General features: G+C 66.5%; 33 protein-coding genes. 1 reads left to right on the top strand and 32 read right to left on the bottom strand.

Translation table 11 applies throughout. The features are described from left to right. Window positions 1–5 precede the first annotated feature (5 nt). The 27 genes from rpsM to rpsJ all read right to left on the bottom strand — a co-directional run bounded on the left by rpsM (window position 6) and on the right by rpsJ (window position 14,054). Complete coding sequence (gene rpsM, locus K6I34_RS01440; RefSeq protein WP_229322128.1) at window positions 6–386, bottom strand: 30S ribosomal protein S13; 381 nt, start codon at window positions 384–386, stop codon at window positions 6–8. A 203-nt stretch (window positions 387–589) separates the two neighbouring features. Beyond that, window positions 590–703, bottom strand: a complete 114-nt coding sequence (gene rpmJ / locus K6I34_RS01435; protein ID WP_003956441.1) for a 50S ribosomal protein L36 — start codon at window positions 701–703, stop codon at window positions 590–592. Window positions 704–771: 68 nt separating this feature from the next. Continuing rightward, entirely contained in the window at window positions 772–993 is a 222-nt protein-coding gene (infA, locus tag K6I34_RS01430) for a translation initiation factor IF-1 (RefSeq protein ID WP_003956442.1), read from the bottom strand. Between the two features lie 302 nt (window positions 994–1,295). Beyond that, window positions 1,296–2,132 carry a type I methionyl aminopeptidase gene (gene map / locus K6I34_RS01425; protein WP_229322127.1) on the bottom strand — a complete coding sequence of 279 codons (837 nt, stop codon included), beginning with the start codon at window positions 2,130–2,132 and terminating at the stop codon, window positions 1,296–1,298. A gap of 97 nt (window positions 2,133–2,229) precedes the next feature. Then, window positions 2,230–2,886, bottom strand: a complete 657-nt coding sequence (locus K6I34_RS01420; RefSeq protein WP_229322126.1) for an adenylate kinase — start codon at window positions 2,884–2,886, stop codon at window positions 2,230–2,232. Beyond that, the gene (gene secY / locus K6I34_RS01415; protein ID WP_229322125.1) at window positions 2,886–4,199 is read right to left on the bottom strand and encodes a preprotein translocase subunit SecY; all 1,314 of its coding nucleotides are present in this window, start codon (window positions 4,197–4,199) and stop codon (window positions 2,886–2,888) included. The genes K6I34_RS01420 and secY overlap by 1 nt, the downstream gene beginning before the upstream one ends. Before the next feature lie 212 nt (window positions 4,200–4,411). Next, window positions 4,412–4,867 (bottom strand): 50S ribosomal protein L15, encoded by a 456-nt coding sequence (rplO, locus tag K6I34_RS01410; RefSeq protein WP_229322124.1) that lies wholly within the window; start codon window positions 4,865–4,867, stop codon window positions 4,412–4,414. Between the two features lies 1 nt (window position 4,868). Further along, window positions 4,869–5,051 carry a 50S ribosomal protein L30 gene (gene rpmD / locus K6I34_RS01405; RefSeq protein ID WP_087927574.1) on the bottom strand — a complete coding sequence of 61 codons (183 nt, stop codon included), beginning with the start codon at window positions 5,049–5,051 and terminating at the stop codon, window positions 4,869–4,871. After that, a complete protein-coding gene (gene rpsE / locus K6I34_RS01400) occupies window positions 5,051–5,653 on the bottom strand; it encodes a 30S ribosomal protein S5 (RefSeq protein WP_190066381.1) in 603 nt (200 codons plus the stop codon). The genes rpmD and rpsE overlap by 1 nt, the downstream gene beginning before the upstream one ends. 46 nt (window positions 5,654–5,699) lie before the next feature. Further along, complete coding sequence (rplR, locus tag K6I34_RS01395) at window positions 5,700–6,083, bottom strand: 50S ribosomal protein L18 (protein WP_229322123.1); 384 nt, start codon at window positions 6,081–6,083, stop codon at window positions 5,700–5,702. Between the two features lie 3 nt (window positions 6,084–6,086). Then, window positions 6,087–6,626, bottom strand: a complete 540-nt coding sequence (gene rplF, locus K6I34_RS01390; protein WP_229322122.1) for a 50S ribosomal protein L6 — start codon at window positions 6,624–6,626, stop codon at window positions 6,087–6,089. A gap of 22 nt (window positions 6,627–6,648) precedes the next feature. After that, on the bottom strand, window positions 6,649–7,047 hold the full coding sequence (gene rpsH, locus K6I34_RS01385; protein ID WP_229322121.1) for a 30S ribosomal protein S8: 399 nt from the start codon (window positions 7,045–7,047) through the stop codon (window positions 6,649–6,651). Between the two features lie 209 nt (window positions 7,048–7,256). Next, window positions 7,257–7,442 carry a type Z 30S ribosomal protein S14 gene (locus tag K6I34_RS01380; protein ID WP_003956452.1) on the bottom strand — a complete coding sequence of 62 codons (186 nt, stop codon included), beginning with the start codon at window positions 7,440–7,442 and terminating at the stop codon, window positions 7,257–7,259. Between the two features lie 2 nt (window positions 7,443–7,444). Then, window positions 7,445–7,999, bottom strand: a complete 555-nt coding sequence (rplE, locus tag K6I34_RS01375) for a 50S ribosomal protein L5 (protein ID WP_373313215.1) — start codon at window positions 7,997–7,999, stop codon at window positions 7,445–7,447. Continuing rightward, window positions 7,996–8,319, bottom strand: a complete 324-nt coding sequence (gene rplX, locus K6I34_RS01370) for a 50S ribosomal protein L24 (RefSeq protein WP_086567290.1) — start codon at window positions 8,317–8,319, stop codon at window positions 7,996–7,998. Before rplX ends, rplE begins: the two co-directional genes overlap by 4 nt. Window positions 8,320–8,321: 2 nt before the next feature. Then, window positions 8,322–8,690 carry a 50S ribosomal protein L14 gene (gene rplN, locus K6I34_RS01365; RefSeq protein WP_099199421.1) on the bottom strand — a complete coding sequence of 123 codons (369 nt, stop codon included), beginning with the start codon at window positions 8,688–8,690 and terminating at the stop codon, window positions 8,322–8,324. Window positions 8,691–8,789: 99 nt separating this feature from the next. Then, window positions 8,790–9,071, bottom strand: a complete 282-nt coding sequence (rpsQ, locus tag K6I34_RS01360) for a 30S ribosomal protein S17 (protein ID WP_019888756.1) — start codon at window positions 9,069–9,071, stop codon at window positions 8,790–8,792. After that, the gene (gene rpmC, locus K6I34_RS01355) at window positions 9,071–9,295 is read right to left on the bottom strand and encodes a 50S ribosomal protein L29 (RefSeq protein WP_229322120.1); all 225 of its coding nucleotides are present in this window, start codon (window positions 9,293–9,295) and stop codon (window positions 9,071–9,073) included. The genes rpsQ and rpmC overlap by 1 nt, the downstream gene beginning before the upstream one ends. Continuing rightward, on the bottom strand, window positions 9,295–9,714 hold the full coding sequence (gene rplP / locus K6I34_RS01350) for a 50S ribosomal protein L16 (RefSeq protein WP_106677952.1): 420 nt from the start codon (window positions 9,712–9,714) through the stop codon (window positions 9,295–9,297). Before rplP ends, rpmC begins: the two co-directional genes overlap by 1 nt. A 5-nt stretch (window positions 9,715–9,719) precedes the next feature. Continuing rightward, complete coding sequence (gene rpsC, locus K6I34_RS01345) at window positions 9,720–10,550, bottom strand: 30S ribosomal protein S3 (RefSeq protein ID WP_095580665.1); 831 nt, start codon at window positions 10,548–10,550, stop codon at window positions 9,720–9,722. Further along, the gene (rplV, locus tag K6I34_RS01340) at window positions 10,550–10,897 is read right to left on the bottom strand and encodes a 50S ribosomal protein L22 (protein WP_031012097.1); all 348 of its coding nucleotides are present in this window, start codon (window positions 10,895–10,897) and stop codon (window positions 10,550–10,552) included. Before rplV ends, rpsC begins: the two co-directional genes overlap by 1 nt. A gap of 42 nt (window positions 10,898–10,939) precedes the next feature. Further along, the gene (gene rpsS, locus K6I34_RS01335; protein WP_004950443.1) at window positions 10,940–11,221 is read right to left on the bottom strand and encodes a 30S ribosomal protein S19; all 282 of its coding nucleotides are present in this window, start codon (window positions 11,219–11,221) and stop codon (window positions 10,940–10,942) included. 12 nt (window positions 11,222–11,233) lie between these two features. Further along, entirely contained in the window at window positions 11,234–12,070 is an 837-nt protein-coding gene (gene rplB / locus K6I34_RS01330) for a 50S ribosomal protein L2 (protein WP_121801995.1), read from the bottom strand. A gap of 41 nt (window positions 12,071–12,111) precedes the next feature. After that, a complete protein-coding gene (gene rplW / locus K6I34_RS01325; RefSeq protein ID WP_229322119.1) occupies window positions 12,112–12,429 on the bottom strand; it encodes a 50S ribosomal protein L23 in 318 nt (105 codons plus the stop codon). After that, complete coding sequence (gene rplD / locus K6I34_RS01320) at window positions 12,429–13,079, bottom strand: 50S ribosomal protein L4 (protein ID WP_229322118.1); 651 nt, start codon at window positions 13,077–13,079, stop codon at window positions 12,429–12,431. The genes rplW and rplD overlap by 1 nt, the downstream gene beginning before the upstream one ends. Before the next feature lie 8 nt (window positions 13,080–13,087). After that, a complete protein-coding gene (gene rplC, locus K6I34_RS01315) occupies window positions 13,088–13,732 on the bottom strand; it encodes a 50S ribosomal protein L3 (protein ID WP_121802071.1) in 645 nt (214 codons plus the stop codon). A 13-nt stretch (window positions 13,733–13,745) separates the two neighbouring features. Continuing rightward, window positions 13,746–14,054, bottom strand: a complete 309-nt coding sequence (gene rpsJ / locus K6I34_RS01310) for a 30S ribosomal protein S10 (RefSeq protein WP_003948644.1) — start codon at window positions 14,052–14,054, stop codon at window positions 13,746–13,748. Between the two features lie 559 nt (window positions 14,055–14,613). Between rpsJ and K6I34_RS01305 the strand changes: the two genes are divergently transcribed. Beyond that, window positions 14,614–16,722: a PIG-L family deacetylase gene (locus K6I34_RS01305; RefSeq protein WP_308293949.1), complete on the top strand. Its 2,109-nt coding sequence runs from the start codon at window positions 14,614–14,616 to the stop codon at window positions 16,720–16,722. A 212-nt stretch (window positions 16,723–16,934) separates the two neighbouring features. Here the strand turns inward: K6I34_RS01305 and tuf are convergent, their stop codons facing one another. The 5 genes from tuf to K6I34_RS01280 form a co-directional block, all read right to left on the bottom strand. After that, window positions 16,935–18,128, bottom strand: a complete 1,194-nt coding sequence (gene tuf / locus K6I34_RS01300) for an elongation factor Tu (RefSeq protein ID WP_229322117.1) — start codon at window positions 18,126–18,128, stop codon at window positions 16,935–16,937. A gap of 166 nt (window positions 18,129–18,294) precedes the next feature. Further along, on the bottom strand, window positions 18,295–20,415 hold the full coding sequence (fusA, locus tag K6I34_RS01295) for an elongation factor G (RefSeq protein WP_229322116.1): 2,121 nt from the start codon (window positions 20,413–20,415) through the stop codon (window positions 18,295–18,297). Window positions 20,416–20,454: 39 nt separating this feature from the next. Further along, window positions 20,455–20,925 carry a 30S ribosomal protein S7 gene (gene rpsG, locus K6I34_RS01290; protein WP_171082751.1) on the bottom strand — a complete coding sequence of 157 codons (471 nt, stop codon included), beginning with the start codon at window positions 20,923–20,925 and terminating at the stop codon, window positions 20,455–20,457. Between the two features lie 2 nt (window positions 20,926–20,927). Continuing rightward, window positions 20,928–21,299 carry a 30S ribosomal protein S12 gene (gene rpsL / locus K6I34_RS01285; protein ID WP_003948652.1) on the bottom strand — a complete coding sequence of 124 codons (372 nt, stop codon included), beginning with the start codon at window positions 21,297–21,299 and terminating at the stop codon, window positions 20,928–20,930. Window positions 21,300–21,825: 526 nt separating this feature from the next. Beyond that, on the bottom strand, window positions 21,826–25,728 hold the full coding sequence (locus tag K6I34_RS01280; protein WP_229322115.1) for a DNA-directed RNA polymerase subunit beta': 3,903 nt from the start codon (window positions 25,726–25,728) through the stop codon (window positions 21,826–21,828). Window positions 25,729–25,761 lie beyond the last annotated feature (33 nt).

The following is a 25,761-nucleotide window of genomic DNA, read 5'->3' as shown; positions in this document are numbered from 1 at the left end:
GAGGACTACTTCTTGCCCGGCTTCTTCTTGCCGGCGATGGCGCGACGCGGGCCCTTGCGGGTACGAGCGTTCGTGCTGGTGCGCTGACCGTGGACCGGCAGGCCGCGGCGGTGACGCAGACCCTGGTAGCAGCCGATCTCGACCTTGCGGCGGATGTCGGCCTGGATCTCGCGACGGAGGTCACCCTCGGTGCGCAGGTTGGCGTCCACGTACTCGCGGATCTTGACCAGGTCCTCCTCGGGCAGGTCGCGAACGCGGGTGTCCGGGTTCACGCCGGTCGAGGCGAGGATGGTCTTCGACTGGGTACGGCCAATGCCGAAGACGTAGGTGAGGGCGACCTCCACGCGCTTTTCACGCGGGATGTCGACACCGGAAACGCGTGCCATGAAATGGCTCCAGTTGATCGTCGGAGGTCTTCCACAGGACCACTCCCACCCGCCGTCCCCTTCGCATGGGAAGGGTTGGTACGGACTGGGTCCCCGGCCTCCGAGCCGGGGGTGTCGCCCTCCATCACAGAGAGGGACGGGTCCTGCGTATGTACGTTATTGCTCGCGTCGCGCGAAGAAACTGCGTGAGTGCAGGTTCTGCGTCAGCCCTGGCGCTGCTTGTGGCGCAGGTTGTCGCAGATGACCATGACCCGGCCGTGGCGGCGGATCACCTTGCACTTGTCGCAGATCTTCTTGACGCTCGGCTTGACCTTCATGGGACTGTAGGTTCTCCGGGTCAGGTGCCGTCGCCCCTGCGCCTCTCGGCCCGGGGCGTCGACAAGATCTACTTGTAGCGGTAGACGATCCGGCCACGCGTCAGGTCGTAGGGAGAGAGCTCCACGACGACCCGGTCATCCGGGAGGATACGGATGTAGTGCATCCGCATCTTGCCGCTGATGTGCGCGAGGACCTTGTGACCGTTCTGGAGCTCCACCTTGAACATGGCGTTCGGCAGAGACTCGATCACGGTGCCCTCGATCTCGATGGCACCTTGCTTCTTGGCCACGCTTCGCCTTTCGAATCGGCTACCTTGATCAACTCCCGTGCGGAGCGTGCCGCGCGAAAGCGGGCATGCGGATACACGAGAGCCGACGCGTCAGTCTACGTCAGGGCAACCCGAAAGACTAATCCAGGGGTGACTGCCCGGCTGCGGTGATCCTTATTCGGCGTACTGGCGTACGACCTTTAGCCCGTCCGGGCGGGTGCGCCCACCGGGGTGCCACTTGCGCTCCACGCGCGGCCCCAGACCGGTGGGGGCCGATCGCGCAGTTCCCCGCGCCCCTGACGGGGCACGGCCACCCCGCGACGTCAGCCCAGCGGGTCCGGGGCGGCCACCACGCCCAGCTCCGCCAGCTTCGCCTTGCCGCCGTCCACGGCGGTGAGCACCAGCGGCCCCTCCTCCGTCATCGCCACGGAGTGCTCCCAGTGGGAGGACCAGGACATGTCGTCCGTCAGGACCGTCCAGTCGTCCTCCAGGACGTGCGTACGGGCCGTACCGAGGCTCACCATCGGCTCGATCGCCAGGCAGACACCCGGAACGATCTTGATGCCCTTGCCGCGCTTGCGGGAGACGTAGTTCAGCAGGTGCGGGTCCATGTGCATCTCGGAGCCGATGCCGTGGCCGCCGTAGTCCTCGATGATCCCGTACTTCCCCGAGGCCGGACGCGGCTGGCGGCGGATGTAGCCCTCGATGGCCTTGGAGATGTCCACCAGGCGGCCGCCCTTCTTCATCGCCGCGATACCGGCCCACAGCGACTCCTCGGTCACCCGGGAGAGCTCGACCAGCTCCGGAGCGTGACCGGTGCCCACAAAGGCCGTGAAGGCCGCGTCACCGTGCCAGCCGTCCACGATCGCGCCCGCGTCGATGGAGATGATGTCGCCGTCCTTGAGCACCGTCTTCGTGTCCGGGATGCCGTGCACGACGACCTCGTTCGCCGAGGTGCAGATCGTCGCGGGGAAACCGCCATACCCCAGGAAGTTCGACTTCGCGCCGTGCTCCTTGAGCACCTTGCGGGCCACCTCGTCCAGGTCCTTCGTCGTCGCACCCGGCACGGCCGCCTCCCGGGTGGCCGCGTGAATGGCGGCGACGACCAGACCCGCCTCTCGCATCTTCGCGATCTGCTCGGGAGTCTTGATCTCCACCATGGGGTGCCTCTCTCGGTGCCGCAAACGAAAAGTACTCGGACAAACACTACGGCCGCGATACCCCGGAGGGCATCGCGGCCGTGGCAGACCTTGAGGATCAGGCGGCGTCGCGGGTCAGAGCGGCCATCGCGCGCTCCGTGACCTCGTCGACCTTGCCGAGCGCGGGGATCGTCACCACGAGGCCCTGGGCCTTGTAGTAGTCGATGATCGGCTCGGTCTCGGTGTGGTAGACCTCGAGGCGCTTGCGGACGGTGTCCTCGCGGTCGTCGTCACGCTGGTACAGCTCGCCGCCGCAGGCGTCGCAGACACCCTCGGTCTTCGGCGCGTTGTAGACCGCGTGGAAGACGTGGCTGCTGTCGTTGCGGCAGATGCGCCGGCCGGCGATCCGCTTCACGACCTCGTCCTCCGGGACCTCCAGGTCCAGGACCGCGTCGAGCGCGAGCTCCTTGCCCTTGAGGTACGCGTCCAGCGCCTCCGCCTGGCCGACGTTGCGCGGGAAGCCGTCCAGCAGGAAGCCGCCCGCGGCGTCCTCCTGGTCCATCCGGTCCTCGGCCATGCTGATGGTCACCGAGTCCGGCACCAGCTGACCGGCACGCATGTACTCCTGGGCCTTCTGGCCCAGGGCCGTGCCCTGGCTGATGTTCGCCCGGAAGAGGTCACCCGTCGAGATGTGCGGGATCGCAAGGTTCTTGGCGAGGTACGCGGCCTGCGTACCCTTGCCGGCGCCGGGAGGACCGACGAGGACGATTCGCATCAGCGGAGGAACCCTTCGTAGTTGCGCTGCTGAAGCTGGCTCTCGATCTGCTTCACAGTCTCCAGACCGACACCCACGATGATCAGGATGCTGGTTCCCCCGAACGGGAAGTTCTGGTTCGCGTTGAGTGTGACCAGTGCCACCGTGGGCACCAGGGCGATCAGGCCCAGGTAGAGAGAGCCGGGCCACGTGATGCGGTTCAGCACGTAGCTCAGATACTCCGCGGTGGGACGACCGGCCCGAATGCCCGGGATGAACCCACCATACTTCTTCATGTTGTCGGCAACTTCTTCGGGGTTGAAGGAGATGGCCACATAGAAGAAGGCGAAGAAAACGATCAGCAGGAAGTAGGTGACCATGTAAATCGGGTGGTCACCCTTGACCAGGTTGGAGTTGATCCAGGTCGCCCAGTCCGCCTTGGAACCGGTGAACTGCACCAGCAGCGCCGGGATGTACAGCAGCGACGAGGCGAAAATGACCGGAATCACACCGGCCTGGTTCACCTTGAGCGGGATGTACGTGGACGTCCCGCCGTAGGACCGGCGGCCGATCATGCGCTTCGCGTACTGCACCGGGATGCGGCGCTGCGCCTGCTCGACGAAGACGACCAGCGCGACCATCGCCAGGCCGCAGATGATGACGAGGGCGAACTCCAGCCAGCCGCCCATCAGCTTGCCCGCGAGCTTGATGCCCCACAGGCCGCTGGGGAAGCCCGCGGCGATGGAGGTGAACATCAGGATCGACATGCCGTTACCGATGCCGCGGTCGGTGATCAGCTCACCGAGCCACATGATCAGGCAGGTGCCCGCGGTCATGGTGATGACCATGGTGGCCGTCGTGAAGATGGCCTTGTCCGGAACGATCTGGTTGCCGACCGCACAGCCGCTGAAGAGCGCGCCGTTGCTCGCGGTGGCGACGAGGCCGGTGCCCTGCAGGATGGCCAGGGCGACGGTCAGATAACGCGTGTACTGCGTGATCTTCGCCTGGCCGCTCTGGCCCTCCTTCTTGAGGGCTTCCAGCCGTGGGATGACGACAGTGAGCAACTGCAGGATGATGCTCGCCGTGATGTAGGGCATGATCCCGAGCGCGAAGATCGTGATCTGCAGCAGCGCGCCACCGCTGAACATGTTCACGAGGCCGAACAGGCCCTGGCCGCTCTTGGCCTGGTCCATACACGTCTGGACGTTGGCATAACTGACGCCCGGCACCGGCACGTGCGCACCGAGCCTGAAGAGCACCATGATGCCCAGCGTGAACAGCAGCTTCTTGCGCAGGTCGGGCGTCTTGAACGCTCGGGCGAACGCGGTGAGCACGGTGCCTCCTGCGCCTCCCACGCAGCCACGTGAGAGGAGACGGTCTTGAGGATCGACGAATTCGTATCAGTCAAAATCCGCACGCCCGTGGTTCATGACGGCCCGCGCGGAGGTTAACAGTGCACGCCACCTTACCGGCGACCGTGCCTCCCTTGGAACGACCAACCGGGGATGCCCCTTATGGGACATCCCCGGTTGTCAGTTCAACGAGCTCAGACGAGCTCGGTGACGGTGCCGCCGGCAGCGGCGATCTTCTCCTTGGCGGAGGCGGAGACGGCGTCGACCGTCACCTGCAGCGCCACGGAGACCTCGCCCTGGCCCAGGACCTTGACGAGCTGGTTCTTGCGCACCGCGCCCTTGGCGACCAGGTCGGCCACCGTGACCTCGCCACCCTGCGGGTAGAGCGCGGCCAGCTTGTCCAGGTTCACGACCTGGAACTCGGTGCGGAAGGGGTTCTTGAAGCCCTTCAGCTTCGGGAGGCGCATGTGGAGGGGCATCTGCCCACCCTCGAAGCGCTCCGGAACCTGGTAACGGGCCTTCGTGCCCTTGGTACCACGACCGGCCGTCTTACCCTTCGACGCCTCACCACGACCGACACGGGTCTTGGCGGTCTTGGCGCCCGGGGCGGGACGGAGGTTGTGGACCTTCAGCGGGTTCTGCTCCGCCATGTCAGTCGACCTCCTCGACCGTCACGAGGTGGCGGACGGTCTGCACCATGCCGCGGATCTCGGGGCGGTCCTCCTTGACAACCACGTCGTTCAGGCGCTTGAGCCCGAGCGAACGCAGGGTGTCGCGGTGGTTCTGCTTGCTGCCGATGTAGGACTTGACCTGCGTGACCTTGAGACGAGCCATTACGCACCCGCCCCTGCACGCGCCCGCAGCAGAGCGGCGGGGGCCACGTCCTCCAGCGGCAGGCCACGACGGGCGGCGATCTCCTCGGGACGCTGCAGTCCCTTGAGGGCCTCCACCGTGGCGTGCACGATGTTGATCGGGTTCGAAGAACCGAGCGACTTCGACAGGATGTCGTGGATGCCGGCGCACTCGAGCACCGCGCGCACCGGGCCACCGGCGATAACACCGGTACCGGGGGACGCGGGCTTGAGCAGGACGACGCCAGCCGCCTTCTCACCCGTGATCGGGTGCGGGACGGTGCCCTGGATACGGGGGACCTTGAAGAAGTTCTTCTTGGCCTCTTCCACGCCCTTGGCGATGGCAGCCGGAACTTCCTTGGCCTTGCCGTAACCGACACCGACCGTGCCGTCACCGTCGCCCACCACGACCAGCGCGGTGAAGCTGAAGCGGCGACCACCCTTGACAACCTTGGCGACGCGGTTGATCGCGACTACGCGCTCAACGTACGCGGTCTTCTCGGCGGCAGCGCCACCGTCGCGACCCTTCCGGTCCCGCCGCTCGCCGCCACCGGCACCGCTTCCGCGGCGCTGGGGTCCAGCCATTGGAATTACCTCTCTCTGTTACGTCCGCTAGCTCCGGAACCGGGGCTTAGAACTTCAGCCCGGCTTCGCGGGCGGCGTCCGCCAGAGCGGCAATGCGCCCGGCGTACTGGTTGCCACCGCGGTCGAACACGACGGCCTCGACACCGGCGGCCTTGGCGCGCTCGGCGACCAGGGCACCGACCTTCTTGGCCTGGGCGCTCTTGTCGCCCTCGCCACCACGGACCGACGCGTCCAGGTGGGACGCCGACGCCAGGGTGTGACCCTTGAGGTCGTCGATGACCTGGGCGGTGATACCGCGGTTGGAACGCGTCACGACGAGACGCGGGCGCTCCGCCGTACCCGAAAGGTTCTTCCGGATGCGGATGTGACGGCGGGCCTTGGCGGCGCGCTTGTACGCGTCGCCCTTGGCAATCTTCACACCGTATGCCATGGCTTACTTACCCGCCTTTCCGACCTTGCGGCGGATGACCTCACCCGCGTACTTGACACCCTTGGCCTTGTACGGGTCGGGCTTCCGCAGCTTGCGGATCTTCGCGGCGACCTCGCCGACCTTCTGCTTGTCGATGCCCTCGACCGAGAACTTGGTCGGAGCCTCCACCTTGAAGGTGATGCCCTCGGGCGCCTCGATCAGGATGGGGTGGCTGTAGCCCAGGGCGAACTCCAGGTTGGAGCCCTTCGCCTGGACGCGGTAACCGACACCGCTGATCTCGAGCTTCTTCTCGTAACCCTGGGTCACGCCGGTGATCATGTTCGCCACCAGCGTGCGGGACAGGCCGTGCAGGGCCTTGTTCTGACGCTCGTCGTTGGGACGGGTCACCTGAAGGGTGCCGTCCTCGCCCTTGACGATCTCGATGGGCGCGGCGACGGCGTGGGTGAGGGAACCCTTGGGGCCCTTCACGTGCACCGTACGGCCATCGATGGTGACGTCCACACCAGCGGGAACCTGGATGGGCAGCTTGCCGATACGCGACATTGGCTATTCCTCCTGTTCCCGATTACCAGACGTAGGCGAGGACTTCCCCACCCACGCCCTTCTTCTGCGCCTGCTGGCCGGTCAGGAGACCGTGGGACGTGGAGATGATCGCCACGCCCAGGCCGCCGAGGACCTTCGGCAGGTTGGTGGACTTTGCGTAGACCCGCAGGCCCGGCTTCGAAATCCGCTTGATGCCCGCGATGGAGCGCTCACGGTTCGGACCGAACTTCAGGTCGATGACGAGGGACTTGCCGACCTCGGCGTCCTCGACCTTCCAGCCGGCGATGTAGCCCTCCTGCTGCAGGATCTCGGCGATGTGCGCCTTGATCTTGCTGGCAGGCATGGCCACGGAGTCGTGGTACGCCGAGTTCGCGTTCCGCAGACGGGTCAGCATGTCTGCGATCGGATCGGTCATGGTCATGTTTGGCCTTCGGCCTCTCTCGCCGGGGTTTCCTATCTGCGCCATCCCTCTCCCCGAACATGAGTCGGGACGGGTGCGGCGCGGGGACCTTCGGCGTAGTAAGACGGTCATGAGCGGCGGGCGCCCAACCCTTCCACTCTACGGGAGGGGTGGGACGGGCGCCCGCCGGTCAGCTGCTTACCGAGAGCCCTGAAATCCCAATTAAGGGATTACCAGGAGCTCTTGGTCACGCCCGGCAGCTCGCCACGGTGAGCCATCTCACGAAGGCACACGCGGCACAGGCCGAACTTGCGGTAGACGGAGTGCGGGCGGCCGCAGCGCTGGCAGCGGGTGTACGCACGCACACCGAACTTGGGCTTGCGGGCGGCCTTAGCGATCAGAGCCTTCTTCGCCACGGTCAGTTCTCCTTGAAGGGGAAGCCGAGGTGACGAAGCAGGGCGCGGCCCTCATCGTCGTTCTTCGCCGTGGTCACCACGGTGATGTCCATGCCCCGGACGCGGTCGATCTTGTCCTGGTCGATCTCGTGGAACATGACCTGCTCCGTGAGACCGAAGGTGTAGTTGCCCCGACCGTCGAACTGCTTCGGGGACAGACCACGGAAGTCGCGGATGCGCGGCAGCGCGAGCGACAGGGTGCGGTCCAGGAACTCCCACATGCGGTCGCCACGCAGGGTGACGTGGGCGCCGATCGGCTGGCCCTCACGCAGCTTGAACTGCGCGATGGACTTGCGGGCCTTGGTGACGGCCGGCTTCTGACCGGTGATCGTGGTGAGGTCGCGGATGGCGCCCTCGATCAGCTTGGAGTCGCGGGCGGCGTCGCCCACACCCATGTTGACCACGATCTTGGTCAGGCCCGGGACCTGCATGACGTTCTCGTAGGAGAACTCCTCACGCAGCTTGCCCGAGATCTCCTCGCGGTACTTCGTCTTGAGACGCGGAGTGGTAGCCATCAGATGTCCTCACCCGTCCGCTTGGCAACGCGGATCTTGTTGCCGTTCTCGTCGAAGCGGTAACCGACGCGCGTGACGACCTTCTTGCCGTCCTTCTCCACGATGAGCTGAACGTTGCTCACGTGGATCGGGGCCTCGGTGGTCACGATGCCGCCGGTCTGGGAACCGCGAGCGGTCTGGCCGGCCTTCGTGTGCTTCTTGACCCGGTTGACACCCTCGACGAGGACGCGGTTCTCGCTGGGCATGGCCACGATGACCTTGCCCTGCTTGCCCTTGTCCTTACCGGTGATGACCTGGACCAGGTCGCCCTTCTTGATCTTCATGCTTACAGCACCTCCGGCGCGAGCGAGACGATCTTCATGAACTTCTTCTCGCGCAGCTCTCGGCCCACGGGGCCGAAGATACGGGTGCCACGGGGGTCGCCGTCGTTCTTCAGAACGACAGCGGCGTTCTCGTCGAAGCGGATGTACGAGCCGTCCGGACGGCGGCGCTCCTTGACGGTGCGAACGATGACCGCCTTGACGACGTCACCCTTCTTCACGTTGCCACCGGGGATCGCGTCCTTGACGGTGGCGACGATGACGTCACCGATGCCCGCGTAGCGGCGACCCGAGCCACCGAGAACACGGATGCAAAGGATCTCCTTGGCACCAGTGTTGTCGGCGACGCGAAGTCGCGACTCCTGCTGGATCACGTCTATCTCCTGATCGTCTGCCGGTTCCCGGTGGGGGCCTCATCGCTGAGGCCCCCACCGAGCCTGGCGGAACTGACCTGAGGGTTACCCCTCAGGTAATTACTTGGCCTTCTCGAGGATCTCGACGACGCGCCAGCGCTTCGTGGCGGACAGCGGCCGGGTCTCCATCAGGAGGACGCGGTCGCCGACACCGGCGGCGTTCTGCTCGTCGTGCGCCTTGAGCTTGTTCGTACGGCGGATGACCTTGCCGTACAGCGCGTGCTTGACGCGGTCCTCGACGGCGACGACGACGGTCTTGTCCATCTTGTCGCTGACGACGAGACCCTCACGGGTCTTGCGGAAACCGCGCTCGTTCGTCTCAGTCACATTCTTCTCGCTCATCAGGCGTTCTCCACCGTCTCGATGCCGAGCTCGCGCTCCCGCATCAGGGTGTAGATCCGGGCGATGTCCTTACGGACGGACTTGAGCCGACCGTGGTTCTCGAGCTGCCCGGTCGCCGCCTGGAAGCGGAGGTTGAACAGCTCTTCCTTGGCCTCACGCAGCTTGGCAACGAGGTCCTCGTTGTTCAGCTCACGCAGCTCGGTCGCCTTGGTACCAGCGGCCATCACGACTCACCTGCCTCGCGCCGAACAATGCGGCACTTCATCGGGAGCTTGTGAGCGGCGCGGGTCAGCGCCTCACGAGCAACCTTCTCGTTCGGGAAAGACAGCTCGAACATCACCCGACCGGGCTTGACGTTCGCGATCCACCACTCCGGGGAACCCTTACCGGAACCCATGCGGGTCTCGGCGGGCTTCTTCGTGAGCGGGCGGTCCGGGTAGATGTTGATCCACACCTTGCCGCCACGCTTGATGTGACGCGTCATGGCGATACGAGCGGACTCGATCTGACGGTTCGTCACATAGGCCGGGGTCAGGGCCTGGATGCCGTACTCACCGAACGCGAGCTCGGTGCCACCCTTGGCCATGCCGTTCCGCTTGGGGTGGTGCTGCTTGCGGTGCTTGACCCTGCGAGGGATCAGCATGTCGGTCAGGCCTCCGTTCCGGTGGACTCGGCCGGAGCAGCGGCAGCGGCCTCGGCCTTGGGGGCCTCGGCAGCGGCGTTCTGCTGCGGCTTGCGGCCGCGGCCACCGCGCTCGCCACCACGGCCACCACGGGCCGGGCGGTCCTGAGCGCCACCGCGGGACGGGCGGTTGCCCGCACGCGCGGCGGCGTTCTCGGCGCGGACCTCGGCGATGTTCTTGACGTCGCCCTTGTAGATCCAGACCTTCACGCCGATGCGGCCGAAGGTGGTCTTGGCCTCGAAGAAGCCGTAGTCGACGTTCGCGCGGAGCGTGTGCAGGGGCACACGGCCCTCGCGGTAGAACTCCGAGCGGGACATCTCGGCGCCGCCGAGACGGCCACCGCACTGGATCTTGATGCCCTTGGCGCCGGCCTTCATCGTCGACTGCATGCTCTTGCGCATGGCGCGACGGAAGGAGACGCGGGAGGACAGCTGCTCGGCGACGGCCTGGGCCACCAGCTGAGCGTCGACCTCGGGGTTCTTGACCTCGAGGATGTTCAGCTGGACCTGCTTGCCGGTCAGCTTCTCCAGCTCGCCACGGATGCGGTCGGCCTCGGCGCCACGGCGGCCGATGACGATGCCCGGGCGGGCGGTGTGGATGTCAACGCGGACGCGGTCGCGGGTGCGCTCGATCTCGACCTTGGAGATGCCGGCGCGCTCCATGCCCTTCGTCATCATGCGACGAATGGCAACGTCTTCCTTGACGTAGTCCTTGTACAGCTTGTCGGCGTACCAGCGGGACTTGAAGTCCGTGGTGATGCCGAGTCGGAACCCGTGCGGGTTAACCTTCTGGCCCATTACCGGGTTCCTTCCTTGCTGCTGACGACCACGGTGATGTGGCTGGTCCGCTTGCGGATCCGGTAGGCACGGCCCTGGGCGCGCGGACGGAACCGCTTCAGGGTCGGGCCCTCGTCCACGAACGCCTCGCTGATGTACAGCGACGAAGCGTCCGTGTGGTCGTAGTTGTGCGCGGCGTTGGCAATGGCGCTGTCCAGCACCTTGCCCACCGGCACGCTCGCGGCCTGCGGGGCGAAACGCAGGACCGCCTGAGCCTCCGTGGCGTCCATGCCACGGATGAGGTCCACCACGCGGCGGGCCTTCATGGGCGTGACGCGGATGTACCGCGCCTGGGCCCTGGCTTCCATGGTTGTCCCTTCGGTGTCAGTCATAGTCGTTCACACCCCGCCTTAGCGGCGCTTCGACTTGCGGTCGTCCTTGACGTGGCCGCGGAAGGTGCGGGTCGGCGAGAACTCGCCGAGCTTGTGGCCGACCATCGACTCGGTGACGAACACCGGGACGTGCGTCTTGCCGTTGTGCACCGCGAGCGTGTGGCCGAGCATGGCCGGCACGATCATGGAGCGACGGGACCAGGTCTTGATGACGTTCTTGGTACCAGCCTCGTTCTGAGCGTCCACCTTCTTGATGAGGTGGCCGTCGACGAAGGGTCCCTTCTTGAGACTACGCGGCATCTAAACCCGCTCCTAGCGCTTCTTGTTCGTCTTGCGGCGGCGGACGATGTACTTGTTGCTCGCCTTCTTGGGAGAACGAGTACGACCCTCCTTCTGACCCCAGGGGGAGACCGGGTGGCGACCACCGGAGGTCTTGCCCTCACCACCACCGTGCGGGTGGTCAACCGGGTTCATCGCGACACCGCGGACGGTCGGGCGGACGCCCTTCCAGCGCATGCGGCCGGCCTTGCCCCAGTTGATGTTCGACTGCTCGGCGTTGCCGACCTCGCCCACAGTGGCGCGGCAGCGGACGTCGACCAGGCGGATCTCACCGGACGGCATGCGCAGGTGGGCCATCTGGCCCTCCTTCGCGAGCAGCTGCACAGAGGCACCGGCGGAGCGGGCGAACTTGGCGCCGCCGCCCGGACGGAGCTCGATCGCGTGGATCGTGGTACCGACCGGGATGTTGCGCAGCGCCAGGTTGTTGCCCGGCTTGATGTCGGCCGTGGGGCCGTTCTCGATCCGGTCGCCCTGGTTCAGGCCACGGGGAGCGATGATGTAGCGCTTCTCGCCGTCTGCGTAGTGCAGGAGCGCGATGCGCGCGGTGCGGTTCGGGTCGTACTCGATGTGAGCGACCTTGGCCGGCACGCCGTCCTTGTCGTGACGACGGAAGTCGATCACACGGTAGGCGCGCTTGTGGCCACCGCCCTGGTGGCGGACGGTCACACGACCGGCGTTGTTACGGCCGCCCTTGCTGTGCAGAGGGCGGACCAGCGACTTCTCCGGCGTGGACCGCGTGATCTCGACAAAGTCGGCGACGCTGGAGCCACGACGGCCCGGAGTCGTCGGCTTGTACTTGCGGATACCCATTTCTCAGTCCTCGTCCGATATTCGGACGATCCAGACCGCCCTTAGGCGGTCGGACCGCCGAAGATGTCGATACGGTCGCCCTCGGAGAGGGTCACGATGGCGCGCTTGGTGTTGGCACGCTTGCCGAAACCGGTCTTGGTCCGCTTGCGCTTACCCTGACGGTTGATCGTGTTGACCCCGGTGACCTTGACCGAGAAGACCGCCTCGACGGCCTGCTTGATCTGGGTCTTGTTGGCGCGCGGGTCGACGATGAACGTGTACTTGTTCTCGTCCAGCAGCGCGTAGCTCTTCTCGGACACGACCGGCTTGATCAGCAGGTCACGGTGGTCCGTGAAGGTCTTGCTGGTGACGTCGCTCATCAGGCGGCGCTCCCTTCGGTCTCAACGGCCTTGGGGCCAGACACGAAGGACTCGAAAGCGGCCTGGGTGAAGACCACGTCGTCGGAGACGAGCACGTCGTACGTGTTCAGCTGGCCCGGCTCCAGGATGTGAACCTGGGGCAGGTTGCGGGCGGACAGCCACGCGGCCTCGTCGGACCGGTCGGCGACCAGGAGCAGGTTCTTGCGCTCCGAGATCTTGCCGAACAGGACCTTGGCGGCCTTGGTGGACGCCGTGCCCTCGACCACGCCGGAGACGACGTGGATGCGGGAGTGACGCGCCCGGTCGGTGAGGGCACCGCGCAGGGCGGCGGCCTTCATCTTCTTGGGCGTGCGCTGCGAGTAGTCGCGCGGCACGGGACCGTGCACGACGCCACCACCGGCGAACTGCGGCGCGCGGGTCGAACCCTGACGGGCGCGGCCGGTGCCCTTCTGGCGGTACGGCTTCTTGCCACCGCCGCGGACCTCGCCACGGGTCTTGGTCTTGTGCGTGCCCTGACGGGCAGCGGCCAGCTGCGCGACGACGACCTGGTGGATCAGCGGAACGCTGACCTTCGCGTCGAAGATCTCCGCGGGGAGCTCGACGGTCCCGGCCTTGTCGCCTGCCGGCGAAAGGATGTCAATGGTGCTCATCGGTTACCTCAGGCCCCCTTGGCCGCGGTACGGACCAGGACGAGGCCGCCGTTCGGACCAGGAACCGCGCCCTTGATCAGGAGCAGGCCCTTCTCCGCGTCAACGGCGTGGACGGTCAGGTTCTGGGTGGTGACCCGCTCGTTGCCCATACGGCCCGCCATGCGGAGGCCCTTGAACACACGGCCCGGGGTGGCGCAGCCACCGATGGAACCGGGGGAGCGGTGCTTGCGCTGGGTGCCGTGCCCGGCGCCGAGGCCACGGAAGTTGTGGCGCTTCATGACACCGGCGAAGCCCTTGCCCTTGCTCTTGCCCGTGACGTCAACCTTGACGCCGGACTCGAACACGGCAGCGGTGATCTCCTGGCCGAGCGTGTACTCGCTGGCGTCAGCGGTACGGATCTCGACGAGGTGACGGCGGGGGGTCACGTCGGCCTTGGCGAAGTGGCCCTTGAGGGGCTTGTTCACCTTGCGCGGGTCGATCTCGCCGAAGGCGATCTGGACCGACTCGTAGCCGTCGCTGTCGTTCGTACGGACCTGGGTCACGACGTTCGGGGTGGCCTTGACGACGGTCACCGGGACAACCCGGTTGTTCTCGTCCCAGACCTGCGTCATGCCGAGCTTCTCGCCCAGGATGCCCTTGATGTTCTTAGCCATCTCGCGCGTCACCTCAGAGCTTGATCTCGATGTCGACGCCAGCCGGCAGGTCGAGACGCATGAGCGAGTCGACCGTCTTCGGCGTGGGGTCGAGGATGTCGATGAGGCGCTTGTGCGTGCGCATCTCGAAGTGCTCGCGCGAGTCCTTGTACTTGTGCGGCGACTTGATGACGCAGTACACGTTCTTCTCAGTGGGCAGCGGCACCGGGCCCGCGACCGACGCACCAGTACGGGTCACCGTCTCGACGATCTTCTTCGCCGAGGAGTCGATGACCTCGTGGTCGTAGGCCTTGAGCCGGATGCGGATCTTCTGTCCCGCCATGGCTACTTCGTAGTCCTGTCTCTCGTAACGCTCTGGAACTCGGTGGGCTCGCGCCTGAGCGCCGTCCTTCTCCGACCCACGCGGTCGGGCGTGTCGCGCCCCTTCTAAGAAAATTCCCCGGAGGAATTCCCTGGCGAAGGGGTTCGTGGGAGAAGGACACCCATCGAGTGCCTGGTAGGGGCCCCGCTGACACTTCCCGGAAGATTCCCGTACTTCCACCCCTGAAAAGAGGTGACGAGTACTGCGGGACTCGCTTCCAGTCCTCCCGGCGGGAGGCGCACAGCATCGACACTCATACCGAGCAACCTGAACAGTGTGCCATACGGGCCCTAAGGGGCGCCAATCGAAGCCAAGAACCGTACTCCCAGCGGCTCAGTTGTCAAACCACCCCGCCGACATACGGGACACTATGACCTTTGCCGGGGTTTGCCGTGACCGTGGGCAACCCGTGCCGTCCACCTGCCGTCCTTCTGCACGCCGGGGCAGCCGGTGGCGCAGGACACCGCGAGGTGCGCGAGGACGCCACCGGGACTGCCGCACAACGGACGGAGTCAGCCAGTTGGACATCTCACATCGCATGGTGATATCCCGCCGGACCGCGCTCGCCGGCCTCGCCGCCGGCACGGTGGCGCTCGCCGCGGGCTGCAGTGACAGCGGGGGCGGGGGCAAGGCGGCCAAGGCCTCCCCCAGGCCGATCCGGGCCGTGGACCCGCACGCCACGCAGTCCTTCGCCGGTGTGAAGAACCCGCTGCTGCTCCAGGTCATGGCGCACCCCGACGACGACCTGTTCTTCATGAACCCCGACGCCCAGCACCTGGTGGACGCCGGGGTGCCGGTCGTCTCGGTCTATGTCACGGCGGGCGAGGCCGTCGGCCAGAACTGGATCGACGGCATGCCCAAGGCCAAGCCCGACAAGGCGGCCTACTCCTCGGCCCGGCACCAGGGGCTCCGCCAGGCGTACGCGCAGATGCTCGGCCTGGACAAGTTCACGGGCTGGAAGAAGTCCGTCCTGGACCTTGGCGGCGGCATCAAGGCCGAGACCAACGAGCTGGCCAACGGCGACCGCCGCGCCCAGCTGGTCTTCCTCAACATCGCCATGCTCTCGAAGCACGACATGCGCCTGCCCCTGCTGTGGGAGCGCCCGGACGCCGAGATGCAGAGCATGGTCGCCAAGGACTCCCCCTGCACCACCGTGTGCGCGTACACGCACGGCACCCTGGTGGACACCCTGGCCGGGATCATGGACCGGTTCCGGCCCACCGTGGTCCACACCATGGACCCGGACCCCGACTACCAGGTGCACGACGCGACGCACCCCAAGGACAACGACTACGGGGCCTGCTCCGACCACCGCGACCACACGCCGACCGCGCTCTTCACCTGGAAGGCGATGTCGCAGTGGGTGGCCGACGCCACCCAGCGGGACGGGCACCCGCCACGCTTCGTGACCACGTCCTTCCGCGGCTACTACAACCAGCGCTGGCCGCACAACCTGCCGCCGGAGGTCGTCGAGGCCAAGCACCGCCTGGTCGAGGCGTACGGCGGCGACCCCAAGTGGAGCTGCGACAACGCCGCGGGCTGCGGTGACTACGGCCAGGGCGGCGACCGCCCGATGAAGAACCGCAAGGGCTGGATCCGCTCCACCCACTACCGCTACGAGGGCGCCACCGCGGCCCCCGGCACCGACAAGGGCGGGCGCCTGGAGGCGTACGGCGTGCTCGGCCTGCAGGCGGTGCGCTGGCAGGAGACCTCCGCCGGGAGCGGCCGCTGGGGCGAGCCGCAGAACCTCGGCGGCGGCCCGCTGGCCCCCGCGCTGGCCTCGGTCAGGGACGCGGCCGGGCGCGGCCTCCTCTTCGGCCTGCGGTTCTCCGCGCTGGCGGGCCAGGGGGAGCCGGACACCCGCGAGATCGTGGTGCTGGAGCAGAAGACGCCGGACGGCGCCTTCAAGGACTGGCAGAAGCTCGGCAACCCCGAGCACAAGCCGGACCGCGGCCGCCGCGTCGGCATGCCCGCGGCGATCGCCACCCCGGACGGCCGGGTGCACCTCTTCGTCCGCAACGCGGGCAAGGGCGTCTCCAGCCGCGTCCGCGAGCCCGACGGCAAGTGGGGCAAGTGGCAGAGCCTCCACGGCCAGGAGATCCAGGACGGCCTGACCGTGACCCTGGACGGGGACAAGCGTGTGCACGTCTTCGGCACCGGCCGTGACACGGTGCACCACTGGAGCCAGGAGAAGCCGGGCGACCCGGTCCGCGCCATGCCGCTGAAGGGCCTGCCGCAGCCCGGCGGGCTCCCCGGCGCGACGCTGGGGCCGGACGGCAGGCTGGCGGTCGTCTACCGCACCCCGGAGGCCGCGGCGCCGTCCGTGTACCGCTTCAAGCCGGGCTCGGACGATGTGGACACGTCCGAGCTGAAGAGTTTCGACGGGTACGGGCCGCTGGACGCGCACACCTTGGCGGTGCGGGGTGGCAATGACACGGTCATGGTGCTGGGGCGGGCCATCGACGGGAAGGTGCAGGTCGTGGATGCGTCATCCGGCGACGCATCGCCGCAGGTGTCCCCCGACTCGTATCGCGCCGTGGGGACGGCGGCCGTGCTGACGGATGCCGGTCATCAGCTGTGTGTCGTCGGGGTTGCGCCCGATGCGGCGCCTTGGGTCTGGCGGCCCTGATTTTTCTTCCGGGCGCCTTCCGGGGTGCCACGGATTGTTCGTCGGCGACTGCGGGTTGTCTTTGGCTGGTCGCGCAGTTCCCCGCGCCCCTTACGGGGCGCGGCCAGCCCCTCCGCTTTCACCTTTACGAGTGAACATGAAAAGGCCCGCACTTCCTTTCGGAAGTGCGGGCCTTTTCCGACCGTCTAGGTCAGACCTGCAAGCAAGAGAACTTACTTGTTGATCTTGGTGACCTGGCCGGCGCCGACGGTGCGGCCGCCCTCACGGATGGTGAAGCGCAGGCCCTCCTCCATGGCGACGGGCTGGATCAGGGAAACGGTCATCTCGGCGTTGTCGCCGGGCATGACCATCTCCGTGCCCTCCTTGAGGGTCACAACACCGGTCACGTCAGTCGTACGGAAGTAGAACTGCGGACGGTAGTTGTTGAAGAACGGGGTGTGACGGCCACCCTCGTCCTTGGAGAGGATGTAGGCCGTGGCCTCGAACTCGGTGTGCGGGGTGACCGAACCCGGCTTGATGATGCACTGGCCGCGCTCGACGTCCTCGCGCTTGATGCCGCGGAGCAGCAGACCGACGTTCTCACCGGCCTGGCCCTCGTCGAGCAGCTTGCGGAACATCTCGATACCGGTGACCGTGGTGGAGGTCTTCTCGGTCTTGATGCCGATGATGTCGACGGTCTCGTTGACCTTGAGGACACCGCGCTCGATACGACCGGTGACGACGGTGCCACGACCGGTGATCGTGAAGACGTCCTCGATCGGCATCAGGAACGGCTTGTCGACGTCACGCTCGGGCTGCGGGATGTTCTCGTCCACGGCCTTCATGAGGCCGAGGAGCTTCTCGCCCCACTCCTTGTCGCCCTCGAGCGCCTTGAGCGCCGAGACCTGGACAACCGGAGCGTTGTCGCCGTCGAACTCGTACTCGTTGAGGAGCTCACGGACCTCGAGCTCGACGAGCTCCAGGATCTCCTCGTCGTCCACCATGTCGGCCTTGTTCAGGGCGACAACGATGTACGGAACGCCGGACTGGCGGGCCAGGAGCACGTGCTCCTTGGTCTGCGGCATCGGACCGTCGGTCGCGGCGACCACGAGGATCGCGCCGTCCATCTGGGCGGCACCGGTGATCATGTTCTTGATGTAGTCCGCGTGACCCGGGCAGTCAACGTGGGCGTAGTGACGCGACTCGGTCTGGTACTCGACGTGAGCGATCGAGATCGTGATACCGCGCTGACGCTCCTCGGGCGCCTTGTCGATCTCGTCGAACGGCGTGAAGGGGTTCAGGTCCGGGTACGCGTCGTGCAGCACCTTGGTGATCGCCGCGGTAAGAGTGGTCTTACCGTGGTCGACGTGACCGATGGTGCCGATGTTGACGTGCGGCTTAGTCCGCTCGAACTTCGCCTTCGCCACTGGGGTCCTCCTGTGGAGTGGTTCTGTACGCCTAGATTCGGTCGGCGCCAGGGATCTTTGCTGGGAAGCCGCCCGCCGGGGCGTTCCGTCACGGTTTGTAGCGGAATGCCCCGACAGTCGGTGTCAAGCCTACGGCGTGTGTCACGCCCGTCGAGACGGGAGTGGGTTACTCGCCCTTGGCCTTCGCGATGATCTCCTCGGCGACGTTCCGCGGAACCTCGGCGTAGGAGTCGAACTGCATCGAGTAGCTTGCGCGACCCGAGGTCTTGCTGCGGAGGTCGCCGACGTAGCCGAACATCTCCGACAGCGGCACCAGGCCCTTGACGACCTTGGCGCCGGACCGGTCCTCCATGGCCTGGATCTGGCCACGGCGGGAGTTGATGTCGCCGATCACGTCACCCATGTAGTCCTCGGGGGTGGTGACCTCGACGGCCATCATCGGCTCGAGCAGAGCCGGCGACGCCTTGCGAGCACCCTCCTTGAACGCCATGGAACCGGCGATCTTGAACGCGAGCTCGGAGGAGTCGACGTCGTGGAAGGCACCGTCGAGCAGCGTCACCTTGACGCCGGTCAGCGGGTAGCCCGCCAGCACGCCGAACTCCATGGCCTCCTGGCAACCCGCGTCCACGGACGGGATGTACTCCCGCGGGATGCGGCCACCGGTGACCGAGTTGACGAACTCGTAGCCGTCGCCCTCGAGGGGCTCGATCGCGATCTGCACCTTGGCGAACTGGCCGGAACCACCAGTCTGCTTCTTGTGCGTGTAGTCGATACGCTCGACGGCCTTGCGGATCGTCTCGCGGTACGCGACCTGCGGCTTGCCGACGTTGGCCTCGACCTTGAACTCACGCTTCATACGGTCGACCAGCACCTCGAGGTGCAGCTCGCCCATACCCGCGATGATGGTCTGGCCCGTCTCCTCGTCCGTGTGGACCTGGAAGGAGGGGTCCTCCTCGGCCAGGCGCTGGATGGCGACACCCAGCTTCTCCTGGTCGCCCTTGGACTTGGGCTCGATGGCGACCTGGATGACCGGAGCGGGGAACTCCATGGACTCCAGGATGACCGGGTTGCCCGCGTCGCACAGCGTCTCACCGGTGGTGGTCTGCTTCAGGCCCATGACGGCGACGATGTCACCGGCGCCCACCGACTCGATCTCCTCACGCTTGTTGGCGTGCATGCGGTAGATCTTGCCGATGCGCTCCTTCTTGCCCTTGACGGAGTTCTGCACCTGAGTGCCGGACTCCAGGCGGCCCGAGTAGACGCGCACGAAGGTGAGCTTGCCGAGGTGCGGGTCGCTCATGATCTTGAAGGCCAGCGCGGCGAGGGGCTCCTCGTCCGACGGCTTGCGCTTCACGACCTCGTCCGGGTTGTTGACCGCGTGGCCCTCGACGGCCTCGATGTCGACCGGCGACGGCAGGTAGCGGACGACCGCGTCGAGCAGGGGCTGGACGCCCTTGTTCTTGAACGCGGTGCCACAGAACACCGGGGTGACGGTGACCTCGTCGGGGTTGCCCGACTTCAGCGTGATGCGACGGATCGCGGCGTAGAGCTGCTCCTCGGTGGGCTCGGTGCCCTCCAGGAAAAGCTCCATGACCTGGTCGTCGTTCTCGGCCACGGCCTCGACGAGCTTGTTCCGCCATTCCTCGGCGGCCTCGGCGTGGGTGTCCGGGATGTCGACGACGTCGTACATCTCGCCCTTGGCGGCCTCGGCGGACCACACCAGAGCCTTCATACGAACGAGGTCGATGACGCCCTGGAAGTTGGCCTCGGCACCGATCGGCAGCTGCATGACCAGCGGAACCGCGCCCAGGCGGTCGACGATCATGTCGACGCAGCGGTGGAACTCGGCACCGGTACGGTCCAGCTTGTTGACGAAGCAGATGCGCGGCACGCCGTAACGGTCGGCCTGACGCCACACCGTCTCGGACTGCGGCTCGACACCGGCGACACCGTCGAACACCGTCACGGCACCGTCGAGCACGCGCAGGGAGCGCTCCACCTCGACGGTGAAGTCGACGTGACCCGGGGTGTCGATGATGTTGATCGTGTGATCGACGTCCTCGAGCGGCCAGTGGCAGGTCGTCGCGGCAGACGTGATCGTGATGCCGCGCTCCTGCTCCTGCTCCATCCAGTCCATCGTGGCAGCGCCGTCGTGGACCTCACCGATCTTGTACGAAACACCGGTGTAGAAGAGGATGCGCTCGGTGGTGGTCGTCTTGCCCGCGTCGATGTGGGCCATGATCCCGATGTTGCGGACCTTGGCCAGGTCAAGCGAAGTGGTGGCCATATGGCTCAGTCTTCTCTCGGTTCTCGATGGGGTTTGCGACTACCAGCGGTAGTGCGCGAAGGCCTTGTTGGACTCGGCCATCTTGTGCGTGTCCTCGCGCTTCTTGACCGAGGCGCCGAGACCGTTCGAGGCGTCCAGCAGCTCGTTCATGAGGCGCTCGGTCATGGTCTTCTCGCGACGGGCGCGGGAGTAGCCGACCAGCCAGCGCAGCGCCAGGGTGGAGGCGCGGCCGGGCTTGACCTCGACCGGGACCTGGTAGGTCGCGCCACCGACACGGCGGGACTTGACCTCGAGAGCGGGCTTGACGTTCTCGAGAGCGCGCTTGAGGGTGATGACCGGGTCGTTGCCGGTCTTCTCGCGCAGACCCTCCATGGCGCCGTACACGATGCGCTCGGCGGTGGAGCGCTTGCCGTGCAGGAGGATCTTGTTGATCAGCGACGTCACCAGAGGGGAGCCGTAAACCGGGTCGATGATGACCGGGCGCTTCGGGGCGGGGCCCTTACGAGGCATTCTTACTTCTCCTTCTTGGCGCCGTAGCGGCTGCGAGCCTGCTTACGGTTCTTGACGCCCTGCGTGTCGAGGGAACCACGGATGATCTTGTAGCGAACACCCGGCAGGTCCTTCACACGGCCACCGCGGACGAGCACGATGGAGTGCTCCTGCAGGTTGTGGCCCTCACCCGGAATGTAAGCGGTGACCTCGATGCCGGAGGTCAGACGCACACGCGCGACCTTACGGAGCGCCGAGTTCGGCTTCTTCGGGGTGGTCGTGAAAACACGCGTGCAGACGCCACGGCGCTGGGGCGAACCCTCGAGTGCGGGCGTCTTGTTCTTCTCGACCTTGTCCTGCCGGCCCTTTCGGACCAGCTGCTGGATCGTAGGCACCGTTTCTCCGGTTTCTGTGTGCCGATCACGATAAAACTAACCTGGAACTCATCACCGACCCACGCGGTCGGGAGTGTCGAACCCGCAGCTCTCGCCGGAGGCGGAGATCCACGGGTTTCGGTGTCACGGATTGCGCCGGTCCGGGCCTCTCGAACGGTCTGACGGCACGCACGAGAGCCCGGGGACACCCCAGGCACAAGGTCAGAGCCTACCTAGCGCATGGGCTGCGGTCAAAACAAATGCACACGCGGGACACGCCCTGATCTGTGGCATATGTCCCATAACAGGGTCGCACAAGCACGGCATCCGGGCCCGCCAACGGCCGACCGCGGGGCGTTCTCCCAGGTCTTCGCCCCGGAAACCCCCTGCACGGGAGGGCCGGACAGGGCCGCAGGGCAGCCTGTAAGAGACACCGAGCTGTGACATACGCGGCTCCCCCACGCCCGCGCGCACGAGGCCCGGAAACGCCGCAGGGCGGCCACCCCGTGAAGGGTGACCGCCCTGCTGAGCTGTACGGCTGTACGGCTTACTGGTTGTACGGACCGTAGTCGTAGTCCTCCAGCGGGACCGCCTGGCCGGAGCCGGTGCCGAAGGGCGAGTAGTCGATGTCGTCGTAACCGACGGCCGAGTACATCGCGGCCTTGGCCTCCTCGGTGGGCTCGACCCGGATGTTGCGGTAGCGGGACAGACCCGTACCGGCCGGGATGAGCTTACCGATGATGACGTTCTCCTTGAGGCCGATGAGGCTGTCGGACTTGGCGTTGATCGCCGCATCCGTCAGGACTCGGGTCGTCTCCTGGAAGGAGGCGGCCGACAGCCAGGACTCCGTCGCCAGCGAGGCCTTGGTGATACCCATCAGCTGCGGACGGCCGGAGGCGGGGTGACCGCCCTCAGTGACCACACGACGGTTCTCGGACTCGAAGCGCGAGCGCTCCACGAGCTCGCCCGGCAGCAGCTCGGCGTCGCCGGACTCGATGATCGTCACGCGGCGGAGCATCTGCCGGATGATGATCTCGATGTGCTTGTCGTGGATCGACACACCCTGCGAGTTGTAGACCTTCTGGACCTCGCCGACCAGGTGGACCTGGACGGCACGCTGACCCAGGATGCGCAGCACGTCGTGCGGGTTAGTGGCACCCACGGTGAGCTTCTGGCCCACCTCGACGTGCTCGCCCTCGGACACCAGCAGACGGGCACGCTTGGAGATCGGGAACGCCGTCTCCTCGGCGCCGTCGTCCGGGGTGACGACGATCTTCTTGGTCTTCTCGGTCTCCTCGATACGGACGCGGCCGGCCGCCTCCGAGATCGGGGCGACACCCTTGGGCGTACGGGCCTCGAAGAGCTCGACGACACGGGGCAGACCCTGGGTGATGTCGTCACCGGCCACACCACCGGTGTGGAAGGTACGCATCGTCAGCTGGGTACCGGGCTCACCGATGGACTGGGCCGCGATGATGCCGACGGCCTCACCGATGTCGACCAGCTTGCCGGTGGCCAGGGAGCGGCCGTAGCAGAAGGCACAGGTGCCCACCGCGGACTCACAGGTCAGGACCGAGCGGGTCTTGACCGTCTCCACACCGTGCGCGACGAGCTGCCCGATGAGCACGTCACCGAGGTCGACGTTGGCCGGCGCGATGACCTTGCCGTCGATGACGACGTCCTCGGCCAGCATGCGGGCGTAGACGCTCGTCTCGACGTCGTCGGTCTTGCGCAGGACACCGTCGGCGCCCCTGGTCGCGATCGCCAGCTTGAGGCCGCGCTCGGTGCCGCAGTCCTCCTCGCGGATGATCACGTCCTGCGAGACGTCCACGAGACGACGGGTCAGGTAACCCGAGTCGGCGGTACGGAGGGCGGTGTCCGCGAGACCCTTACGGGCACCGTGGGTGGAGATGAAGTACTCCAGCACGGTGAGACCCTCACGGAACGACGCCTTAATGGGTCGCGGGATGGTCTCGTTCTTCGCGTTCGACACCAGACCACGCATACCGGCGATCTGCCTCATCTGCATCATGTTTCCTCGGGCACCCGAGTCAACCATCATGAAGATGGGGTTCGTCTTGGGGAAGTTCTCGTTCATCGCCTCGGCGACCTCGTTGGTCGCCTTGGTCCAGATCGCGATGAGCTCCTGCGTGCGCTCGTCCTTGGTGATCAGACCGCGCTCGTACTGCTTCTGGACCTTCTCGTCCTGGGCCTCGTAGCCCGCGACGATGGCCTTCTTCGCCTCCGGCACGACGATGTCGGAGACGGCGACGGTGACACCGGAACGGGTACCCCAGTGGAAGCCGGCCGCCTTCAGGTTGTCGAGCGTCGCCGCCACGATGACCTTGGGGTAGCGCTCCGCGAGGTCGTTGACGATCTCGCCGAGCTGCTTCTTGCCCACCGAGTAGTCGACGAACGGGTAGTCCTCGGGCAGCAGCTCGTTGAAGAGCGCGCGGCCCAGGGTGGTGCGCAGACGGAACGAGTCGCCCTGCTGCCAGGTCGTCTCGGCGTCCTCCTCGTCGACCGGCGGCGTCCAGCCGCGCGGCGGGACGGTGCCGATCGGGAAGCGGATGTCGACCTTCGCCTGGAGCGAGAGCTCACGGGCGTCGAACGCCATGATCGCCTCGGCGACCGAACCGAAGGCCCGGCCCTCACCGATGACCTTGCGCTCCTCCTCGTCGGTGGTGAGGAAGAACAGACCGAGCACCATGTCCTGGGTCGGCATGGTGACCGGACGGCCGTCGGCCGGCTTGAGGATGTTGTTCGAGGACAGCATCAGGATGCGGGCCTCGGCCTGCGCCTCCGCGGAGAGCGGCAGGTGGACGGCCATCTGGTCACCGTCGAAGTCCGCGTTGAACGCGGTGCAGACGAGCGGGTGGATCTGGATGGCCTTGCCCTCGACCAGCTGCGGCTCGAAGGCCTGGATGCCGAGGCGGTGCAGCGTGGGCGCACGGTTCAGCAGCACCGGGTGCTCGGCGATGACCTCTTCGAGGACGTCGTACACCACGGTGCGGCCGCGCTCGACCATGCGCTTGGCCGACTTGATGTTCTGCGCGTGGTTCAGGTCGACCAGGCGCTTCATCACGAACGGCTTGAAGAGCTCCAGCGCCATGGCCTTGGGCAGACCGCACTGGTGCAGCTTCAGCTGCGGACCGACGACGATGACGGAACGCGCCGAGTAGTCGACTCGCTTGCCGAGCAGGTTCTGACGGAAGCGACCCTGCTTGCCCTTGAGCATGTCGGACAGCGACTTCAGCGGACGGTTGCCGGGGCCCGTGACCGGGCGACCACGACGGCCGTTGTCGAAGAGCGCGTCGACGGCCTCCTGAAGCATGCGCTTCTCGTTGTTCACGATGATCTCGGGGGCACCGAGGTCAAGGAGTCGCTTGAGGCGGTTGTTGCGGTTGATGACGCGGCGGTACAGGTCGTTCAGGTCGGAGGTCGCGAAGCGGCCACCGTCCAGCTGCACCATCGGACGCAGGTCCGGCGGGATCACCGGGATGCAGTCCAGCACCATGCCGCTGGGGCTGTTGCGGGTCTGCAGGAAGGCGGAGACGACCTTGAGGCGCTTGAGCGCACGGGTCTTCTTCTGGCCCTTGCCGGTGCGGATGATCTCGCGGAGGCGCTCGGCCTCCTCCTCCAGGTCGAAGGACTCCAGGCGCTTCTGCAGCGCCGCGGCGCCCATCGCACCCATGAAGTAGGTGCCGAAGCGGTCGCGCAGCTCGCGGTAGAGCAGCTCGTCGCCCTCGAGGTCCTGGACCTTGAGGTTCTTGAAGCGGCTCCAGACCTCGTCGAGGCGGTCGATCTCGCGCTGGGCGCGGTCGCGCAGCTGCTTCATCTCGCGCTCGGCGCCCTCGCGCACCTTGCGGCGCACGTCGGCCTTGGCGCCCTCGGCCTCCAGCTCGGCCAGGTCGGCCTCGAGCTTCTTGGCGCGGGCCTCCAGGTCGGAGTCACGGCGCTGCTCGATCTGCTGGCGCTCGACGGAGACGTGGGCCTCCAGCGAGGGCAGGTCGCGCGTGCGGCGCTCCTCGTCCACCCACGTGATCATGTAGGCGGCGAAGTAGATGACCTTCTCGAGGTCCTTCGGGGCGAGGTCGAGCAGGTAGCCCAGCCGCGACGGAACGCCCTTGAAGTACCAGATGTGGGTGACGGGGGCGGCGAGCTCGATGTGGCCCATCCGCTCGCGGCGCACCTTGGCGCGCGTGACCTCGACGCCACAGCGCTCACAGATGATGCCCTTGAAGCGGACACGCTTGTACTTGCCGCAGTAGCACTCCCAGTCCCGGGTGGGGCCGAAGATCTTCTCGCAGAAGAGTCCGTCCTTTTCCGGCTTCAGGGTGCGGTAGTTGATGGTCTCCGGCTTCTTGACCTCGCCGTGGGACCAGGTCCGGATGTCGTCCGCGGTCGCCAGGCCGATCCGCAGCTCGTCGAAGAAGTTGACGTCGAGCACTGTTCGTCAATCCCTCTTTCAGGGTCGTGCCCC

This window comes from Streptomyces sp. UNOC14_S4 (assembly GCF_020740835.1).
In the GTDB taxonomy this organism is placed as follows: domain Bacteria; phylum Actinomycetota; class Actinomycetes; order Streptomycetales; family Streptomycetaceae; genus Streptomyces.
The sequence above is the reverse complement of the archived record's forward strand: the minus strand, read 5'-3'. Positions and strand labels throughout refer to the sequence as shown.